Source organism: Mesoplasma seiffertii ATCC 49495 (assembly GCF_000518725.1).
In the GTDB taxonomy this organism is placed as follows: Bacteria; Bacillota_I; Bacilli_A; order Mycoplasmatales; family Mycoplasmataceae; genus Tullyiplasma; species Tullyiplasma seiffertii.
The window spans coordinates 24,628-43,751 of record NZ_JAED01000007.1 but is presented as its reverse complement, the minus strand read 5'-3'; the positions used below and the strand labels follow the sequence as shown (position 1 = coordinate 43,751).

At 30.7% G+C, this 19,124-nt stretch carries 14 protein-coding genes and 10 tRNA genes; 2 read left to right on the top strand and 22 right to left on the bottom strand.

Annotated elements, in window-relative coordinates:
- Positions 1 to 2 precede the first annotated feature (2 nt).
- Both mgtA and L872_RS0100295 read right to left on the bottom strand, forming a co-directional pair.
- Positions 3 to 2,798, bottom strand: a complete 2,796-nt coding sequence (gene mgtA, locus L872_RS0100300; RefSeq protein ID WP_027062924.1) for a magnesium-translocating P-type ATPase — start codon at positions 2,796 to 2,798, stop codon at positions 3 to 5.
- A 272-nt stretch (positions 2,799 to 3,070) separates the two neighbouring features.
- Positions 3,071 to 3,517: a peroxiredoxin gene (locus L872_RS0100295; RefSeq protein WP_027062923.1), complete on the bottom strand. Its 447-nt coding sequence runs from the start codon at positions 3,515 to 3,517 to the stop codon at positions 3,071 to 3,073.
- Positions 3,518 to 3,695: 178 nt separating this feature from the next.
- On the opposite strand from L872_RS0100295, the gene L872_RS0100290 reads away from it, so the two are divergent.
- Positions 3,696 to 4,703, top strand: a complete 1,008-nt coding sequence (locus tag L872_RS0100290) for an NAD(P)-dependent oxidoreductase (RefSeq protein ID WP_027062922.1) — start codon at positions 3,696 to 3,698, stop codon at positions 4,701 to 4,703.
- A gap of 61 nt (positions 4,704 to 4,764) precedes the next feature.
- On the opposite strand, the gene gpmI is transcribed toward L872_RS0100290, so the two are convergent.
- The 5 genes from gpmI to nagB all read right to left on the bottom strand — a co-directional run bounded on the left by gpmI (position 4,765) and on the right by nagB (position 9,343).
- Positions 4,765 to 6,357: a 2,3-bisphosphoglycerate-independent phosphoglycerate mutase gene (gene gpmI, locus L872_RS0100285; protein ID WP_027062921.1), complete on the bottom strand. Its 1,593-nt coding sequence runs from the start codon at positions 6,355 to 6,357 to the stop codon at positions 4,765 to 4,767.
- Positions 6,358 to 6,371: 14 nt separating this feature from the next.
- Positions 6,372 to 7,187: a Cof-type HAD-IIB family hydrolase gene (locus L872_RS0100280; protein ID WP_027062920.1), complete on the bottom strand. Its 816-nt coding sequence runs from the start codon at positions 7,185 to 7,187 to the stop codon at positions 6,372 to 6,374.
- Between the two features lie 19 nt (positions 7,188 to 7,206).
- Positions 7,207 to 7,953 carry a triose-phosphate isomerase gene (gene tpiA, locus L872_RS0100275; protein ID WP_027062919.1) on the bottom strand — a complete coding sequence of 249 codons (747 nt, stop codon included), beginning with the start codon at positions 7,951 to 7,953 and terminating at the stop codon, positions 7,207 to 7,209.
- A gap of 107 nt (positions 7,954 to 8,060) precedes the next feature.
- Positions 8,061 to 8,585: a methylated-DNA--[protein]-cysteine S-methyltransferase gene (locus tag L872_RS04395; protein ID WP_036268769.1), complete on the bottom strand. Its 525-nt coding sequence runs from the start codon at positions 8,583 to 8,585 to the stop codon at positions 8,061 to 8,063.
- A gap of 32 nt (positions 8,586 to 8,617) precedes the next feature.
- Positions 8,618 to 9,343: a glucosamine-6-phosphate deaminase gene (gene nagB, locus L872_RS0100265; RefSeq protein WP_027062918.1), complete on the bottom strand. Its 726-nt coding sequence runs from the start codon at positions 9,341 to 9,343 to the stop codon at positions 8,618 to 8,620.
- A 340-nt stretch (positions 9,344 to 9,683) separates the two neighbouring features.
- Here nagB and L872_RS0100260 point away from each other — a divergent pair, with 340 nt between their 5' ends.
- On the top strand, positions 9,684 to 10,451 hold the full coding sequence (locus tag L872_RS0100260; RefSeq protein ID WP_027062917.1) for a hypothetical protein: 768 nt from the start codon (positions 9,684 to 9,686) through the stop codon (positions 10,449 to 10,451).
- 94 nt (positions 10,452 to 10,545) lie between these two features.
- Here L872_RS0100260 and L872_RS0100255 read toward each other — a convergent pair.
- The 15 genes from L872_RS0100255 to L872_RS0100185 form a co-directional block, all read right to left on the bottom strand.
- Positions 10,546 to 10,621 (bottom strand) — tRNA-Phe (locus L872_RS0100255).
- Positions 10,622 to 10,626: 5 nt separating this feature from the next.
- Positions 10,627 to 10,703: transfer RNA gene (locus L872_RS0100250), tRNA-Asp, on the bottom strand.
- A 3-nt stretch (positions 10,704 to 10,706) separates the two neighbouring features.
- Positions 10,707 to 10,782: transfer RNA gene (locus L872_RS0100245), tRNA-Met, on the bottom strand.
- A gap of 22 nt (positions 10,783 to 10,804) precedes the next feature.
- Positions 10,805 to 10,897 (bottom strand) — tRNA-Ser (locus tag L872_RS0100240).
- Between the two features lie 50 nt (positions 10,898 to 10,947).
- Positions 10,948 to 11,024 (bottom strand) — tRNA-Ile (locus tag L872_RS0100235).
- Between the two features lie 11 nt (positions 11,025 to 11,035).
- Positions 11,036 to 11,112: transfer RNA gene (locus L872_RS0100230), tRNA-Met, on the bottom strand.
- A gap of 17 nt (positions 11,113 to 11,129) precedes the next feature.
- Positions 11,130 to 11,205 (bottom strand) — tRNA-Ala (locus L872_RS0100225).
- Positions 11,206 to 11,212: 7 nt separating this feature from the next.
- A tRNA-Pro gene (locus tag L872_RS0100220) sits at positions 11,213 to 11,289 on the bottom strand.
- A 67-nt stretch (positions 11,290 to 11,356) separates the two neighbouring features.
- A tRNA-Arg gene (locus tag L872_RS0100215) sits at positions 11,357 to 11,433 on the bottom strand.
- A gap of 169 nt (positions 11,434 to 11,602) precedes the next feature.
- A tRNA-Cys gene (locus L872_RS0100210) sits at positions 11,603 to 11,677 on the bottom strand.
- Positions 11,678 to 12,014: 337 nt separating this feature from the next.
- Positions 12,015 to 13,616: a hypothetical protein gene (locus L872_RS0100205; protein ID WP_027062916.1), complete on the bottom strand. Its 1,602-nt coding sequence runs from the start codon at positions 13,614 to 13,616 to the stop codon at positions 12,015 to 12,017.
- Positions 13,617 to 13,730: 114 nt separating this feature from the next.
- A complete protein-coding gene (locus L872_RS0100200) occupies positions 13,731 to 14,906 on the bottom strand; it encodes a hypothetical protein (RefSeq protein WP_027062915.1) in 1,176 nt (391 codons plus the stop codon).
- A 43-nt stretch (positions 14,907 to 14,949) separates the two neighbouring features.
- The gene (locus L872_RS0100195; protein ID WP_027062914.1) at positions 14,950 to 15,156 is read right to left on the bottom strand and encodes a hypothetical protein; all 207 of its coding nucleotides are present in this window, start codon (positions 15,154 to 15,156) and stop codon (positions 14,950 to 14,952) included.
- A 220-nt stretch (positions 15,157 to 15,376) separates the two neighbouring features.
- A complete protein-coding gene (locus L872_RS0100190) occupies positions 15,377 to 15,574 on the bottom strand; it encodes a hypothetical protein (RefSeq protein WP_027062913.1) in 198 nt (65 codons plus the stop codon).
- A 44-nt stretch (positions 15,575 to 15,618) separates the two neighbouring features.
- Positions 15,619 to 19,056: a hypothetical protein gene (locus L872_RS0100185; protein WP_027062912.1), complete on the bottom strand. Its 3,438-nt coding sequence runs from the start codon at positions 19,054 to 19,056 to the stop codon at positions 15,619 to 15,621.
- Between the last annotated feature and the right edge of the window lie 68 nt (positions 19,057 to 19,124).

The following is a 19,124-nucleotide window of genomic DNA, read 5'->3' as shown; positions in this document are numbered from 1 at the left end:
TTTTATAATCAGCTGTGATAAATTTTGATATACCCTACTTTGACAGCTTGTGCTAGTCCTACATATCCTAATAAGATACCTAAAACGATTGGTGCGTATCATAGTGGTGGTGATTGCATTTTCAGTAATGTTGCTGCTGGAGTAAAGGCAAATATAAATGCACAACCAGTAACAACTCCTGTTGATAGCATCACTGGTCATGGCGCACGTGATTGAATAAACGGAATTTTTTCAGTACGCATAATTTGAACTACTCATGCTTGTGTTAACAATCCAACTACGAATCATGAAGCATTAAATTGTGCTTTTGCTTGAGCCATTAATTCTGAATTAGCAGCATTAGCAGCATTGTTGTAATCTGGAATATATCCTAATCCGAATCCAGCAATTACGAATGTTAGTAAGTCAAAAACAGAGCTTACTGGTCCATTAATTAAAGTAAATGGTACTAATGATTTGGCATTCCAGCGTTGAGGTTTTGCCACAAAAGTATCATCAACTCTATCTAATGCAATCGCAAATTGTGATAGGTCATACAATAAGTTTTGGAACAATAACTGAATTGGTTCCATTGGTGAAAAGGCTAGCAATGGCGCTACAATTAACATTGATAATACATTTCCAAAATTTGAAGCAGTTGTAATCTTCATATATTTAAGAATGTTTCCAAAGATTGTACGTCCTTGAACAATTCCTTTTTCTAAAACTAATAATGACTTTTCTAACAAAATAATATCAGAAGCATCTTTGGCAATATCTGTTGCGTTGTTTACTGAAATAGCAACATCTGATTGACGAAGTACTGGAGCATCGTTAATTCCATCTCCCATAAATCCTACAATATGATCATTTTGTTTTAGAACTTTAATGATCTTAACTTTTTGTAGTGGATTTAATTTAACAAAAATATTATTCTCTTCAACCATTCGACGTAATTGAACTTCATTAGCTTCGTCAATTTCTTTTCCAGTTACTAATCCAGTAATTTTTAAATCAACCATTTTACAAATTGAACGAGTAATGTGTTCATTATCTCCAGTTAAGATTTTTAGCTGAACTCCATATTTATCAAGTAACTTGATCATTTTTTTAGCTGATGGTTTTGGAGTATCTAAGAATGACGCAAATCCAAAGAAAATTAGGTCTGCTTCATCTTCAACTTTAAAAGTAGATTTACCATCAGTAATATCTTTATAAGCTATTCCTAATAAACGTTTTCCTTCTTCATTTATTGAATCATTATAAGCTAACATTTGGCGTTTTAAATCATCATCTAATTCAACAACTTTTCCTTGATAATAAACCTTTGTACATGAATCAATTACTTCTTCAACTGATCCTTTAGTTACCATTGTAGTTCCAACTTCATCAGTTTTAAAAACAATTGTTAACTTACGACGGTTAAAGTCAAATGGAATTTCATCAATTTTAGTTACTGAATCTAAAAAGTTTGAACTAATTTGACTATTGTTAGAAATGTAATCAATAACCGCTTTATCCATCGGATTTTTTAATCCTGTTTGGAAATAACTATTGATGTATAACAGTTTCAATAAACGTTCATCACGTTTTTTATCAGTAGTGACAAAATCAATTAACTCAATTTTATCGTTTGTTAAAGTTCCAGTTTTATCAGTACATAAAATATCAATTGATCCTAATGACTGAATTGATTCAAGTTTTTTAACAACAACTTTGTTTTTGGCCATACGTGCCGCCCCGCTTGCCAAGTTAGTAGTTACAATCATTGGTAACATTTCTGGAGTCAATCCAACTGCTACTGAAGCAGCAAATAAAGTTGCAGTAACTCACGCATCACTAGCGTCTTTTCCATTTAAAGTTCAAGTAATTCCATTAATTGTTAAAACAATTGGAATCATAATCAACATAAAAATGATTAACATTCTAGTAACATTTTTTACCCCTTTTTCAAAAGAAGATACCGGGCGTTTTTCCATAATTGATTTACTAATTGTTGAGAAATAAGTATTTGATCCAGTTCCAACTACAATTGCAATTGCTGATCCTGAAATCACACTAGTTCCTGTAAAGCAGATATTTTCTAAATCTAAAATGTTTTCTGTATCAATAGAATTATTTGCATGTTTTTCAACTGGCATTGATTCTCCAGTTAACGAAGACTGGTTAATAAATAAGTCTGTTGAACGAACAATTCGCACATCAGCTGGTACCATATCTCCACTTGATAAATAAATTAAATCTCCGGGAACTAATTCACGAACATCAATTTCTTCTCCCAATTTAATTAATCCTAATTGGTTTGTTTGACTAACAGTTGTATAAGTTAGTAAATCATCATCGTTTTGATGACGAATAATAGTTGCCTTATTATTGACAATATTTCCTAGTTTTTTAGTAATAAAAAAACTTTTTGCTGATTGGACTAGTGACATAGTCCCACTACTAATAATCATTGTAGCAATAATAACTACTCCGATATAATCAAAAATTTCTGGTCCACCTTCTTCAGTTCCAAAATTTCCAGTTGAAAAACTAACAACATTAAATGCCAAAATTAGCATTAAGATAATGTTGAATGGTCCAAAAAAAGCTTTCATAAATTCTGAAAATCAGCTGAAACGTGATTTATCTAATTCATTCTTACCATATTTTTCCAAGCGATTTTTATACTCTTCATTAGTTAATCCAAAGTTAACTAAATTAAACTCTTTTAAAATTTGAGTTTGATCTAGAGTTGAAAAGTTGTGTAATACTTTCTCATTTGGAAAAACATTTTTGATTTTATCGGGAGTTCTTTTTGATTTATTTTTAATCATTTTCTCTCCTTGTATTTATTAAGAATTGAACGAAATTAAAAATTATTTAGAGTTATGAAAGACAATAGATAATTTATAGCTTCACTCAATAATTTATTTAGACTGGTACGGGACTCCGGACTATCGGAAACCGGTAAAGGACTTGATGCCATAAAATATCACCTCTTTCTTTCTTAATTTATTATAACTTGGAAATTGCTTAAAAAACCACTAAAAAATTTTTAAACAAAAAATAACCAAACAAGTTGGTTAAGTTAAATCTTTATTATTAATTACAAAGTTTCAATAAACTCAATAATTTCACGAACATGTTGGGTCGGTTCAACATTTCTAAACTCTTTAATAATTTCTAATTTATTATTTAACACAAATGATGAACGTTCAAATTTTTCAAATGGTTCACCATTTAAATCAATAACTTCACTTGATAAATTAAAGGCTTTAATTAGCTCTTGATTTTGATCAGAAATTAATGGATATTCTAGGGCAAATTCTCCACAAAATTCATTGTTGTAATTTGCTTCATCTTGGCTAACACCGATAACATTAAACCCTAAACTTTCAAAAACAGCTAGATGTTTTTGATACTGTTGAACTTCTAAAGAACATAATCCAGTTTTTGCTTTTGGGTAAAAGAAAATCACAATTCCCTTATCTCCTGTAAGTTCTTTTAATGTTACTGTTTTTTGTTGATTAGTTAATAATTGAAAATTTTTCATTGTTTTTCACCTTCCTTGGTTATTAATATCTTATGCTTTTTTAACCTTAAATAATATTTTATTTACTAAAAATCTTATTTTAAAAACTATTTAGTGTTTGAAATTCAAAAACTATTGTCCTTAATCCTTGATTAATTATTTGGAAGTAATATTTTAATGTACAAACAAAGGAGATAATATGAAAATACTATGTTATGGAATCATTGAATCAGAAATTCCAATTTTTACAAAAGCTAATAAGCCTTACAACAATGAATTAATCTTTAGATCGGAATTATTAACTGACGAAAATGCTAATGATCTTCCTGAAGGTCTTGACGCAATTATTTTATTTGTAAATTGTGATGCTAGTGCTAGAAACTTACAAATATTTAAAGACAAAGGCGTTAAATATATTGTTACTCGAACAGCGGGATTTGACCATATTGATTTGGAAGCGGCTAAAAATCTTGGCTATACAATTGGTCGAGTTCCAGCTTATTCACCAACAGCTGTTGCTTCCCTTGGATTTGCAACTGGAGTTTCAATGTTAAGAAAGACTGCTTATATTTGCAATCAAACTGCTAATCGAAACTTTAAAATTGATAAAGCAATGTTGGCAAAAGAATTTAAAAATTCAACAATCGGAATTATTGGAACTGGAAAAATTGGTTATGAAACTGCAAAATATTGATCTAGTGTTGGAGCCAATGTTTTAGGATACGATATCTATGAAAATGATAAATCTAAAGAATATTTAATTTATACCGATTTAGATACGCTACTAGCAAAGTCAGATTTGGTGTCAATTCATATTCCTTATATCAAAGGCCAAAATGATAAATTTGTTGATAACAAACTAATCAGTAAAATGAAAGATGGGGCAACTTTAATTAACGTTGCTCGTAAAAATTTAGTTGATCTTGAAGCTATTTGCGAAAGTATAAAAACCAATAAATTGTGAGGATATGCCGCTGACGTCTTTGATTATGAAGAACGTCTAATTCATAAAAATTTCAGCAGTGACCAGTTAAAAGAAATAAGTCCAGTTTTAGATGAGGTTATTGATCTTTATCCACGTATTTTAATAACTCCTCATATTGCATACTTAACTGATGAAGCTGTCAAAAATATGGCAGAAGTTTCTTTTGCTAATCTTCAACAATTAGTTGAGACCGGTACTTGTGATAACCTAATTCCTGAATAATCTTTAGGATTTTGCAATAAAAATACTCATGAAAGATCATGAGTATTTTTATTAGTTAATTTTATTTTTTAATCATTGACGGTTGTGTCATTTCGACTGGAATTTCTAATCCCATAATTTCTAAAATTGTCGGTGCAACTTTTGCAATTGCAGCATCTTCTTGAATTAATTCAATTGTTGAATCAGTTACAATAATTGGTACTAAAGATGTTGTATGTTTTTTGTTAGGTCCACCTTGAGCGTCTAACATGATTTCAGCATTACCATGGTCAGCTGTAATTACCATTACTCCATTATGTTTTAAAACAAATTCATCATGAATACGTTTTAGTTGAGTATCTAAAACTTTAACTGCTTCAACAGTAGCTTCATTGTTTCCGGTATGTCCTACCATGTCACAGTTGGCAAAGTTTAAAACAATTAAATCAAATTCATTTGTTGCCACTTCTTCTAATAACTTATCAGTAATTTCAACTGCCGCCATTTCTGGTTTTAAATCATAAGTTGCTACTTTTGGAGAAGCAATTAAATCAATACTTGCTCCTGGCAAAGTCACTTCTTCTGGAGCAGCAATTCCATTTTTAAAGTAATCATTTCCCCCATCAAAAAAGAATGTAACATGAGCAATTTTTTCAGTTTCAGCAATACGTAATTGTTTTAATCCCAATTTAGAAATATATTGTCCTAAAGTATTATCTAATGGATGTGGTGGATAAGCAATAAACGGTGATATAACTGAATCAGCATATTTCATTGTTGAAACAAAGTGAATTGAATTACCAATAAATGGTAATGCTGCAAATGCTTCATCATTTCAAGCATCATATCCAGGATTTGTCATAATTGATGCCATTTGAATTGCACGATCAGGACGGAAGTTAGTAAAGATCATCGCATCTCCTGCTTTCAACTGTCCATCAATATCATTACTGTTAAATGCGGGATCAATCATTTCATCATCTTTACCTAATGCATATTGTGATTCAATATAAGCGATTGGGTCAGTAAATGATTTAATATTATCACGAGTTACGATTGCTTTATAAGCTTCAGCACTACGTTCGAAACGTTTATCACGGTCCATTGCGTAATAACGTCCATTGATTGAAGAAATTACTCCAATCCCATTATTTGCTTTAATTACATTTAATAATTTTCCAACATATTCTTTAACAACTGTTGGAGCAGTATCGCGCCCATCAGTAATTAAATCAAATTTAATATTAGTTAATCCAAAAGCAACTGCTGCTTGGTATATTGCAATCATGTGATTCATGTGTGCATGAACTCCACCATCTGAAAATAATCCCATTAAGTGTAATGCTCCATTATTAGTTTGAGCATATTTAAAGGCTGCAACAAATTCTGGATTTGCAGCAATGTTATTAGTTTTTACTTCATTATTTAATTTTGCTAGTGATTCAAAATTGATTCTTCCTGCTCCTAAATGAATGTGTCCGACTTCAGAATTTCCCATTTGACCTTCTGGTAGTCCAACTCATTCTCCTGAAGCATGAGCTTGAACATGCGGATATTTTGCTAACATTTCTTTAACAAATTTCATATCAGCATTGGCAATAGCATTTCCCGGTGTTTGAGATTCAATTCCTCATCCATCTAAGATTGCTAAGATTACGGGTTTTTTTACTTGCATTGTATTTCTCTCTTCTATTTTAAAATATATTTTTCAATAATATGTTTAACTGCACCATCATGCCCATGAACATCAACATATACATCGGCAATTTCTTTAACAGCTGAAACTGAATTTGACATTGCAACTCCAATTCCGGCATGTTTAATCATTGAATAATCATTCATTCCATCTCCAACTGCCATCATGTTGTCCACTGGAATATTTAAATATTCACTAAATCAATCTAAAGCAAAACGTTTATTAATCCCTGGAGCATTGATTTCAGCAACAATTTCATCTCCTGAAGCAATTTCCAAATTAGTTTGTTCTCTTAAGGCTTGAATAAATCCTGGTTTAGCTCCTAATGCTAACAACTTAAAAAATTTAAAATTAAAGTTATCAGCAACTTCATCATATTGATGAATTGTCCCATCAAAAAATTCTGCTTCACCAAAATACATTTTGTCATTACGATGCTTAACTACAACTGTTTGCAAATCATCAATGTAACCCCAAATTTGAGTTCCCTCAAATTCTGGTTGACTAGCTAATTCATAAACAAACTTTGCTGCTTCAGTATCAATTGGATTAGAAGCTAAAACTTTTTGTGTTTGCAAATCATAAATACATGCTCCATTACATCCGGCAATAATTGCATGATTGCGCACTAAACCATGACCTTCTAAATTATTTTGTTTTGCTAATACTGGACGGCCAGTTACAAACATTACCCCAACTCCTTGGTCTTGAGCCTTTTTAATTGGATTAATATTATCAGGAACAATTTCTCCCATTTTGAAGTAACTAGTTCCGTCCATATCTAATACTAGTAATTTAATATCATTCATTAAAGTTTTCCTAACTAGATTATTTATTGTAGTTAACTAATGCTAAATAATCGTTTGCTAATAATGATGCTCCACCAACTAAAGCTCCATCAATGTTTGGCATTGACATTAATTCTTTAATGTTGTCAGGTTTTACTGATCCCCCATATTGAATTGTAATTTCATCAGCTGTTGCTTGATCATAAATTTTTGCTAAATTTTCACGAATTGCTTTACATACTTCTTCAGCATCTTGACTAGTTGCAGTTTTCCCTGTTCCGATTGCTCAAATTGGCTCATAAGCAATAATTGTTTTAATTGCATCAACAGCTGAGATTCCTTCGTAAGCAGCTTTGATTTGCCCATTAACTCATTCAATTGTTTTCCCAGCTTCTTTAGTTGCTAGTGTTTCTCCACAACATACTAATGGTGTCATATTAGCGGCTAAAATTGCTTTTGCTTTTGCGTTAACTGTTGCATCAGTTTCATTAAACATTTCGCGTCTTTCTGAGTGCCCAATAATTACATATTCTACTCCAATTTCTTGTAACATTGCAATTGAAACTTCTCCAGTAAATGCTCCATTTTTTTCAAAGTGAACATTTTGTGCAGCAATCTTTACATTTTTAGCATTAGCGATTCCTGTAGCTAAAGCTGTAAAGGGTAATCCTAATCCTGCAACAACTTCAGAGTTATTTGCATTAGCATCAACTGCTGCTAAAAATTCTTTAACTGCAGCATTTGTTCCATTCATTTTTCAATTTCCAAAAATAACTTTTTTTCTCATAATATCTTCCCTCTATATTTTGACTTTCTTAATGATTATATAACTTATAGCAGTGTTTTGGAAATCAATTAGGCAAAAGAAAGACGAACCTGATAATTCGTCTTTCTTTATTTTATTTGTTCATGTTTAAGCAATCATTGTTTCCGAACAATTCCTCCATTATAACCACCAAGTTGGCCGTTACTAAGAATTACCCGATGACATGGAATAATAATTGCTAAGCAATTTTGTCCTACACAATTGCCAATTGCTCTTTGTGATTTTAAGCGGTTAACTTTTAACGCTAGTTTTTGGTAAGTAGTTGTTTGTCCAGAATTAACTGATACTAGTTCTTTTCAAATTTGTTCTTGAAAAGATGTTCCAAAAAATTTTGTTGGAGTGGTAAAAATAAATTTGCTATTCAAAAAGTAACTGTGAACTTCTGTTTCAATTAACTCGGAAATTTTGGTCGGTTGCTTAAGAAATTTGTTTTGATACTTAGATTGAACTTTGATAAGCTCATTACCCTCAAAATCATTATCAATAAATTTTAAGAAATATAAATGATGATGGTCACTAAGACTTGCCATCTTCCCTAATGGTGTTGCAAAATAATTAAGATATAATTGTTCTTTTCGCTTACTTAATGCCATCGTGATTAACCCTTTTTAAAATTGTTGCAATTTTAATTACTTTCCAAAAGCTTTGCAGCTTCTTGATCAACAATAATTGTCACATTCTCATGGTTTTGTAAAATTGAACAAGGTCATTGTTCTGATACTTTTCCATGAACTAAATGATAAATTGCTTCAGCCTTATTTGCTCCTGTTGCAATCAAAATAATTTCTTTAGAATTCATAATTGAAGCAAGTCCCATTGAAACTGCTTGTGTGGGTACTTCAGCTGGACTATCAAAAAATCTTGCATTAATTTGAATTGTTGATGGTGTTAAATCAACAACTGCAGTTTTTGAATCAAATTTTGTTCCTGGTTCATTAAAGCCGATATGCCCATTAACTCCTAGCCCTAATAGTTGCAAGTCAATTCCTCCGGCTTTTTCAATCTCTAAATCATATGTTTCAGGGTTTTTGGTGTCAGTCCCTGATGGTACAAATGTTCAGTTGTGATTAATATTTATGTGATCAAACAATTTAGTATTCATAAAATATCGATATGACTGTTCATGAGTTGGTTGCAAATCTTTGTACTCATCCAAGTTAAAACTTTTAACTTGGCTAAAATCAACTTTCTTATTCTTATACATTTTAATTAAAGTTTCATAAGTTGAAACTGGCGTCGAACCAGTTGCTAATCCTAAAACAAGTTTAGGATTTTTCGAAATCTTTTCAGCTATCATTTCAGCTGCTATTTCTCCCGCTTCTTGGTTGTCTTTAACAATAATAATGTTCATGTATTTTCTCCATTTTTTTATCTATGTATATATCATATCAAGATAAGTAATTTTTTCCATTTTTTAAATTCAAAAATAGAAAAATGATTATCTATCCTAATTTTAAGTTTTTAAATAAGTTTTATATTCTTTAAAAAGTTTTTAATTCAATTGCTAAGAATAAATAATATTTATAGATACATTACTTAAAACTGGGTGGTCGGGAGGGAGTAATGTTTTTAACAGTTTTTCTATAAAGGCTTTTATTGCCGAAATGCTAGATGTCTGTTCACCAAAAAGCTTGCGAAAATAAGATCGCGTATGATTATAGTACTTCAAATTAGTGTAATGAAAGGTTGCTATGAACAATAGATATATATCAAAACAAATGTTTGTTATTACCTGCTTGGCAGGACTGAACTTTTTGAGTCTATTAATATCAACTATGGTTTATGATTCAGCGGTTTGGCTAAAAATCGTTTTACCTTTTTTAGTAGGTTTAATGTCTTTTGGATTTAATTTAGTGATCTTAAAGATTATGAACTATTTTTATAAACGTAACCCATCACAATTTAACTCTAAAAAGACGATTAAATACATAATTATTTTTGATTTACTTATTCTTTTAGTGCTTACCCTGACTTGTCTAAAGATCATTGCTGATATTAATTATTCATTAATAAAGTTTAATTATGCCTTAATAATTCAAATAACTTTGGCTTTGATTATTGATACCATAATTATTTACTTTTCTTTTAAAAAGCTAAGCCTCAGTTTTGAAGAATTTATGACAAAATTTAATAGTTGTAGTCTTATGAAATACTTAAGCTTTTTAGCAATGATTGCTACAGTCGCTTTAGTTTGTTCGTCAATTTGAATTCTTTTCAAATATAACCTAAGTGATTATGTAATAGCTGAGAACTTACTAATCTTTAATGGCTATGTTTGACATAACCTTTTAGTTATGTCGGCAATGATTATATTAGGAATTTATCAAATGCTTTGTTTTTCAATTGCATGCTTTTTAAAAACTAGTAAGCAGTTGTTTATTCTTGGAGTTGTAAGTTTAAATCCGGTTATTTTATTAGCAGCTAGTATTAAAAGATATCGTGAAAACAAAACTCCTTAACTGTAAATTAAAAAACGTCCTTAAAAAAGGACGTTTTAAAATATCTTCTTTGTAAATAAAAAGTGACCTAAGTCACTACTAGTTTTATTTTCGATGGTGGTCGTGGACGGAGTTGAACCGCCGACACGCAGAGCTTCAATCTGCTGCTCTACCAACTGAGCTACACGACCAATAATGGCGACCCCAACGAGACTCGAACTCGTGATCTCCTCCGTGACAGGGAGGCGCGATAACCAACTTCGCTATGGGGCCAAATGGTTGCGGGGACAGGACTTGAACCTGCGACCTTCGGGTTATGAGCCCGACGAGCTACCAACTGCTCCACCCCGCGTTACCTTTGTTTGTTTTTAAAATGGCGGAAGATGAGGGATTCGAACCCCCGCTCGGGTTTCCCCGACTCTCGGTTTTCAAGACCGATCCCTTCAGCCGGACTTGGGTAATCTTCCGTGATTATTTTGTCCGGTATCCACATCACCAACATATTTGTATTCAATGATGGTGGACCTTATTGGACTTGAACCAATGACCGTCCGGTTATGAGCCGGATGCTCTAACCAACTGAGCTAAAGGTCCTTATAAATTAATGGTAGCGGGACCGAGACTTGAACTCGGGACCTTTCGGGTATGAACCGAACGCTCTAACCAACTGAGCTATCCCGCCAAAAATAATAATAAAAATGGTGGACCCTAACGGGATCGAACCGTCGACCCCCTGCGTGCAAGGCAGGTGCTCTCCCAGCTGAGCTAAGGGCCCATTTAAATGGTCGGGAAGACAGGATTCGAACCTGCGACCCTTCGGTCCCAAACCGAATGCTCTACCAAGCTGAGCCACTTCCCGATAACAATGGTGTTATCATAAATATTTAAATGTACAATAACAACATCAATTGGCGTTTCTAATAAAATGGTGCGCCCGAAGGGACTCGAACCCCTAACCTTTTGATCCGTAGTCAAACGATCTATCCAATTGATCTACGGGCGCATATACAAGCCTTTAATTGTTATTGGTCACTAATTCCACTATTAGCGACTTTTATATTATAGCAAAACATTTCGAATAAATACAATAGTTTTTTTACAAAATATTGAATTTTTTTTCATTAATAAAAAAGAAAATAGCTCTTTACTGCTATTTAATATTTTTATCAATTTGGAGGCACCAGTCGGATTCGAACCGACGATCAGGGTGTTGCAGACCCATGCCTTAGCCACTTGGCCATGGTGCCATATATATTTACTATATAAGTATAATTAAATAATCGGCATATTCCAAGCGTCTAGCTTAATAAAACTTTAAAATTTACCATTATTTTGCATTTTAGGACCAAATTTTGACTTTAAAAAGTAAGCAAATTTTATATCTTTATAATATTATAAAGAATTTCTAAGATTTAACGTTTTTCTTGATGTCAAAACCATTGAGACTAAATAGCTATTTAATCCTTTCGTTATTTTATTTTTCCTTATATTTGTTATAACTCCAGTAATACAGCAAAAAAAACAAGATTGAAAATTTGAATTTTCTCTCTTGTTTTTAAATATTAAATAAGCAGGTTATATAGCTTATTTTGTTAACACTAACATAATTGGTATTTCACCATTTGCTGAAGTACCATTTGATCATTTATAACCTTCTTTTGCTTTAAAGGCAATGTTGAACAATACTTCACCGTCTGCTACTAGATCTCCTTGAATTAATAAGCTGTTTTCAATAATTTCAACTTTATCTTTAAAGTCTGATGACTCTAAAAAGGCATTTGCTTTAGATTCAATCTCAGCATTTGTTGTAATTTCTGACATATCAGACATATATTCTTTAAATTCACTGTAGAAACGATCGTAATTAATAGTTTTATTGACAAACGCTACATCACCGATTGTAAATGCGGCAATTTGAGTAGTTCCATTTAGATGCTCTTCTCTAGCATCTGTTCATTTGTACATACGTTCTAAACCGATATAGATTTTTAAAACATTTGTTTTTTCATTATATTCCAATGTTGTAACTACTGCACCAAAAGCACTTAAGTCTAATTCATCGTTGATGATTTTAAATAATTGTGCTGAGTTTTCTGAGTTATTAGCGCTTTTTGAAATGAAGTCTTTTACGAAGTCTTCAACTTCTTCATAAGAAATTTCGGTACGGTTATCGATACTAATTGAACTAATATCAAAAGTTTTATCAGCATTATCATCTGGTTGACCTAATCAACGATAGTTTTTGCTGTCAATTGAAGCAACTACTTTTGAGTCAATTTTGAAAATTGGAACTCCTTCATCGTTTTTTGAACTTTCCTCAACAGTGAATTTGATTCCGTCATCTCCCAAACTTTTAAATTTATTAACTTCGCTTTCAAATTCTTTAACTGTATCATAATTCTTTTTAGTTAAAGCTTTTTTAATAGCTGCAACTTCTTTATCAAAATCAATATCTTGTCTTCCATCAACTCTTTGTTCAATCGTAATTGTTTTAACTGAACCATCATTAGTATCACCTCATTTGTAATTGTTTTTTAGTGATACTGACACTGTAAATTTAACAACTTCATTAACAGTTTGATCTTTTTGAGTTAACTCTTCATTAGCAACTTTGTTAATTAAAATTCCTTCAGAAACTGCAAAGTTTTGCGGTTGGTTAGCAGTTGCTAAAATTGTTTTTTTTGTTTCTAAAATTGTTTTAGGTGCTTCTTTAGTAAAGCTTGTTTTTAAATGAGCTTCAATGATTTGTTTAACTTCTTGTTCAGAAAAACTTTCACGTTCATCAACACTTACTGTTGTGGTAAATTTAATTGTTTCAATAGTTTCATCTTCTCAAGCTGCTTGTGAAGATGGTGTTACACTAATGTCACAAATATAGTATCCATTAGCTTTAGTGTTTTCTGTTAGTGATTCTTGGTTAATTTCTGTTTTGACTTTGTATAAATCATTATTTAATTCTTCAAAAGCTTTGACAGCTTTATCAAAATTAGCATAAGTTGGTTGAGAAATTTCTTTAATTTTCTCTTTAACTTCTAAAAACTTAATAAGAGTTTTGTCTCCTACTTCATTTTCAGAATTATTGTCCTTGTTATTGATTGGGGCATTTACGCTTTTAATTACAATCGGGGTTACTGCTGCTGCTCCAGCAATTGAAGCAATCCCTAATAGGGCTATTAATTTTTTCATTCTAAATCCTTTTATTTGTTTTCTTATATAAACATTTTGCTATTTCTAATTTAATATTTTCTAATTTAATGGCTGCAAATACTTTCTTGTTATAAGCTCAGATATTTAAACTTTTTATAAAGCTTTTTCTAACTCAACTTCGTTTTCTTCTCGATTTGATCATTTAAATTGGTCTTGTAATTTAAACTTAATCAATAAAATACCTTCCTCTTGTTCTTGAACGGCGATTGAACTTTGGTCTAGATAAGTTTGAGATTTTAATAATATTTCAAGCTCGTTAATTGTTTGTTCTTCTGACAATTGTTTGTTAATAATATCTTCTATCATGTTATCTAAAGCCTCAAGTGAGAATGTTAAAGTATTAATTTTTACATCAACTTCAAATTCCTTGATTCTAACTTTAGGGTCTTGATCTCATTTGTAATCCACAGCCAAAACAACGCTTATTTTAAGTTTTGTTTGTTCTTTGTTTGAACTGACTGTTGTTACATTTGCTTTATTGTCTAATAAAGTAATTTCTTGAGTGTAATGTTTAACTGCTGTTGCCACATTTTCGTACTCTGATTCATTTGAATCAAGTAGTGCTTGGTGTACTTCGTCTACAGTAATGATTGATCGATTATCGACAGTAATTTCCATTTCAAAACTAATGCTTCCTGTTTTACCATCATCTCAAACATATTTTTTGATATCTTTAATTTCAATTGAAACCTTAACTTTGCTTGTTAGTGTTGCGTTATTAGCTGGAACTAAAGTTTCATACTGATAACTTACTTTATCAGCAAGGTTATTTTGATTTTCAATAAAGTTATCAAATGAATCAGTATCATTAAATTCCTTAATGCTTGCTTCATTTTTAAAACTATTTATAAACTCTACTTTTGATAAAACTTCACGTTCATCAATTGTAGTAGTTATTTTAAAAGCCAGTGTTTCATGAACATTGTCACTTTTTTCTCAAGCATAATTTTCTTTAGGAGTTGCTTTAACAATTACAACTTGTGATAAATCTGGTTCTAAAGAATTTTCAAACTTACCAATAAGTTGATCATCATATTTAGCTGTCATTGTAACTTCTTTTCAATTAGCTCTTTCAATTTCATTAACTGGAGAGCTTTCTCCTTCTTTAGACTTATAAATTTTTTCACCAAAATTGGTTTCTAATTTAGCTTGAAATTGTTCAAGATTAATTTTAATATCTGGTCGATTTTGTAAACCATAAAAAAGCGTAACACTAAACAATAAAATAAAAATTATTATTAATAGAAATCAGGTTCTTTTCTTTTTCATCTTTATTTTCCTTTACTAAGTAGTTTTGCTACTTATATCCAAATTATTTTTTTGAATTAATCTTTTTTACAGTCACTTTTGGCTCTTCACGTTTAAAAATATAAACATTTTTAGTTTCATGTTTTTGAAACTCTTTTCTGAAGCATTTTCAGCATAACAGCATTGATATTTTGACATATAAATCTTCAGTACCAATTGCGATATTTGTCAATCCTTTATCTTCTGCTGAACATTTTGAACATTTTTGCATAACTTAGATTCTCTTTTCTATTTAAAGCCAGTTTTGAACTTGCTTTTTGATATTTCTTATTAATGAGCTGACACTAATGAGGTAATAATATCTTTTAAAGATATATTTTGATAAGCAAAATTTTATCAGCTGTCTGATAAAATTTTTTAATTTTTTTTAAAAAACTTTGTTAAATTGTTTTGATTGTTTTGATTAATAAGCAGTAAACTTTGCAATACTACTAATCTTTCTTTTTAACAGAAGTTTTTGGTTCGTCACGTTTAAAGATATAAACATTTTTAGTTTCATGTTTTTGAAACTCTTTTTTGAAGCATTTAGTACATACTAACATTGTTGTTTTTACATATAAGTCTTCAGTTCCAATTGATACAGTAGTTAAACCTTTATCATCGACTGAACATTTTGAACATTTTTGCATTTTATTTTCTCGTTTCTATTTTTTTGGTTTTACCTAAAAATTAATTATTTTAGTTTGATATGTGAGTTTCTAATTCCAATAAAATTGTTACCAGTGAAGTATAATTCACCATTCAGTTTATCAAATGATTTTAAATCTTTTTTAGTGTCAAAGTTTCCTGACTTTACTGAAGGTCGAGCGCTAGAGCTCATTGAGTAAACTTTTCCAGAACTTTTCATTGTAAAGAATACATTTTCACCCATCTTAACGAATTTTGTTGCTGTTCCACTAGGAGCATTTGGAATAGACATTGATTGTTGATTTTGAACGTTAGTATATTCTTCACCATCTACGTATCTGATTAGATCATCACTATATCCTGTTGAATAAACTCCATATCTGTCATATTGACCAAAGGTTATAAAAGCAGACATTGGTTGTTTAAGATCATTATTAGATACACCCGGCATATTGTAAAGTGTGCTATAAGAATGGGATGGATCTATACCAATGAACGGTACATTTATATTATCTATAGAGTAAAATAAGAATCTACCACTTTGAAACATTGTATATGCTTTACCAGCACCACTAATTGTAGGTTGATAAGTGTCAAACTTGTTATAAGTGTACTGGTTAGAACCTGTTGTTGTCGCTCTGTATACTTTTAAATTTAAACCTAGAATATATATTCTTCTTGCATATGAAGTAATTGTACCAATCGGTTTTCCATTACTTGCAAGAGTCACTTTTTCAACTTTATTGTCTTTGTGGATAATTATAATATTCCCTTTCATGGTTCCTACATAAATTCAATCTTCATACGTGTATACTGTTGAAATATTCTCATCTAATTCTAATACTTTGGTATATTCTCTATCAGCATTTAAAGTATGCACAATAGTTTTAGTTCCTTCATTTGTGAATAGATAAAGCAAGTTGTTAAAGCTTACTGAAAAATCATTTGAATGCTCAGTTGTCATAACTTCACCATATGAATAGCGAACTTCAGTATTTAGCTCAAAAGTTTTTTTCTCATTAGCATTAAGTTCAAAGCCATCTTTTACTTCAAAGTCGATAATAAAGACATTTCCACCTTCAACTTTTAAACTTACATTTGTTACTTGATACATTGGATCATCAAGTTGAACAATGAAATCAATAAATTCTTTTTGGCTATCAAATTCTTGAGTTCCAATATGGGCTTTAATTGAATCAATAACCAACTGTGTTTTAATATATTTTACATATGATTTTTGAACAGTAAAACTGTTACTTTCTCCTGGAGCTAAAGCATATCCATCTGCTGTATCAAAAGTTACTGTGAAAGTTTTAGTTACAATTCCTTTTGCATTTCCTTTTGGATAAGTTACTTTAATATTTTTAACTCCCGTATATGAAAATTTAGTCTCGATTGTATTAACAATTTCATCTGCTGTTTCAAAAGATTTGTTGCCTAAGTATTTGTTCAATTCAGTTTGAATTAGGGCAGTTTTTAAAAGAATCGCGTAATCCTTTTGAATACTAAATTTATTATCATCATCTTTTTCAAGAGCATATCCAGTTCTTGTCTCAAACGTTACAATATACTGTTTAGTGATTGGAGATTTTGCTTCAGCCACTGTAATTTTTTCAATTCCTTCGTATTCAAAGTTTGACTGAATATCATTGATAATCGCTTGCGATGATTCAAAATGCTTATCTTCTAAATATGCTTCTAAATTAGCCTTAATTTCGGCAGTTTTTAGTAAAATAGCATAATCTTTTTGAACGACAACTTGTGTCGGATCATTTTTAGCCATTTCATAACCTGGTTCTGTATCAAATGAAACAGTAAATGCTTTCATAATAGAACTACGACTGCTTATAACCTTAAAGTTTTTTAATCCACTGAAGACAAATTTGGTTTCAATGGCTGTGACAATATCTTTTTCACTTTCGTAGTGAGCTTCGTTCAAGAAACTTTGTAGTTCAGTTTGAACGTCACTATTCTTAATTATTTTGGCATAGTTTTGAGATATATTAATTTGGGTTGTGTTTTTAAGATCTTCAAATAAATAACCTTCATCAGCCACTAGAGATACTTCAAAAGTTCCATTAATTGCAGTTCTCGTTTTTGCTAATTCTTGAACCTTAATTTCTTTAATTCCTAAAATTTCAGTTCTTTCTAATTTAGCAATTACTTCTTCGGGTTTTTGGTAAATTTCAACTTCTTTTAAACTATTATTCAGTTGAGTTTCAACATCTTTAATATTTAGTAGAGCTGCATATTCATAATCAAAATAAAACGCCGGTTCTACGTTATCTTTTAGCTTGTAATCAATATCAACATCAAAACTGACTTTAAATGAAGTTGTTACTAAATCTTTCTGTTGTTTATTTGCAAGTTCTCCCTTAACATTACTAATTCCTGTAAACTTAAATTCATTAATCGCTGCAATAATTGCTTGAGGATTTTCAAAATGACCTTTAGCTTCAATATGCTTATTCATTGCAACTTCAATATCATTTTTATTAATTTCATTTCTTGCATCTACAAACGCTTCAACTGAAAAACTTTTGTCAGCTGCTGTTCCATCTTTTCATTTGAAGTCTTCTTCAACAGAAACAGTAACATTAAACAAAACTTTTCCATTAATAGTAGTTTTAGCCTCTTTATCAAATACTGCTTTAATTTCTTTGATACCATCAACTTTTTCGGCAGTTTCGATAGCTTTTTGTGCATTGGCAACAGAATTAAATTGCATATTTGCCACGCTGCTTTGAATGCTTTCAGCAACCTCTTGTGGGTCTACATATCCTCTATTATCAATTTGAACAATAACTTCTATGACTTCAGATGTTTTATCAGTTGATCACTTGTAAGTGTCAAGTGCAATTACATTAACTTGATACTTTTGTTTATAAACTTTATCTGATTCTTTAGAAACAATATCACTTTCAGTAACACTTGTAATTACTGTATCATTTGAACGAATTTGATTATATTTTAAAATACGTTTTTTAACTTCTAATGAATTTTTAAAAAATTCATTACCATCTGCGACAATGTATTCTTCCAAGTTTTGTTGGTAGGCGCTCTTTTCAATTAAGTTACGATTATCAATATATGTTGTTAAAGTGAATATTTGATCCACTCCAGGAATATTTCAGGTTGTATTAATTTCATCCACTAAACTTAATTTAACATCAAAGGCAACGTAATTATTGATATTTGTTGATGCTGATACATTAGAATTAACCGTAACTTGCTTTACATAAATACTTTTCATGTTAGTTTTGTTAGGGAAAACCCTAATACTTTTCATTGCCTCATCAAGATTGGCAAAACTTTCGTCATTAAAATTATTAATAAACTCTGATCTAATATTATTGAAATTCACTTCCTGAGTAGTTTCTTTCGGATTAGCAACAGTTGTATTATCATACTTAACTGAAACCAATGCCAAAGATGCTGGCGCTATCACTATCCCCGAATATAGAATTCTTAATAGGTTTTTCATATAAACTCCTTTTTCTACTTTTCTAAAATTACTAAAAGTGGTACACAAGTATTAAAAGCAATTCCATT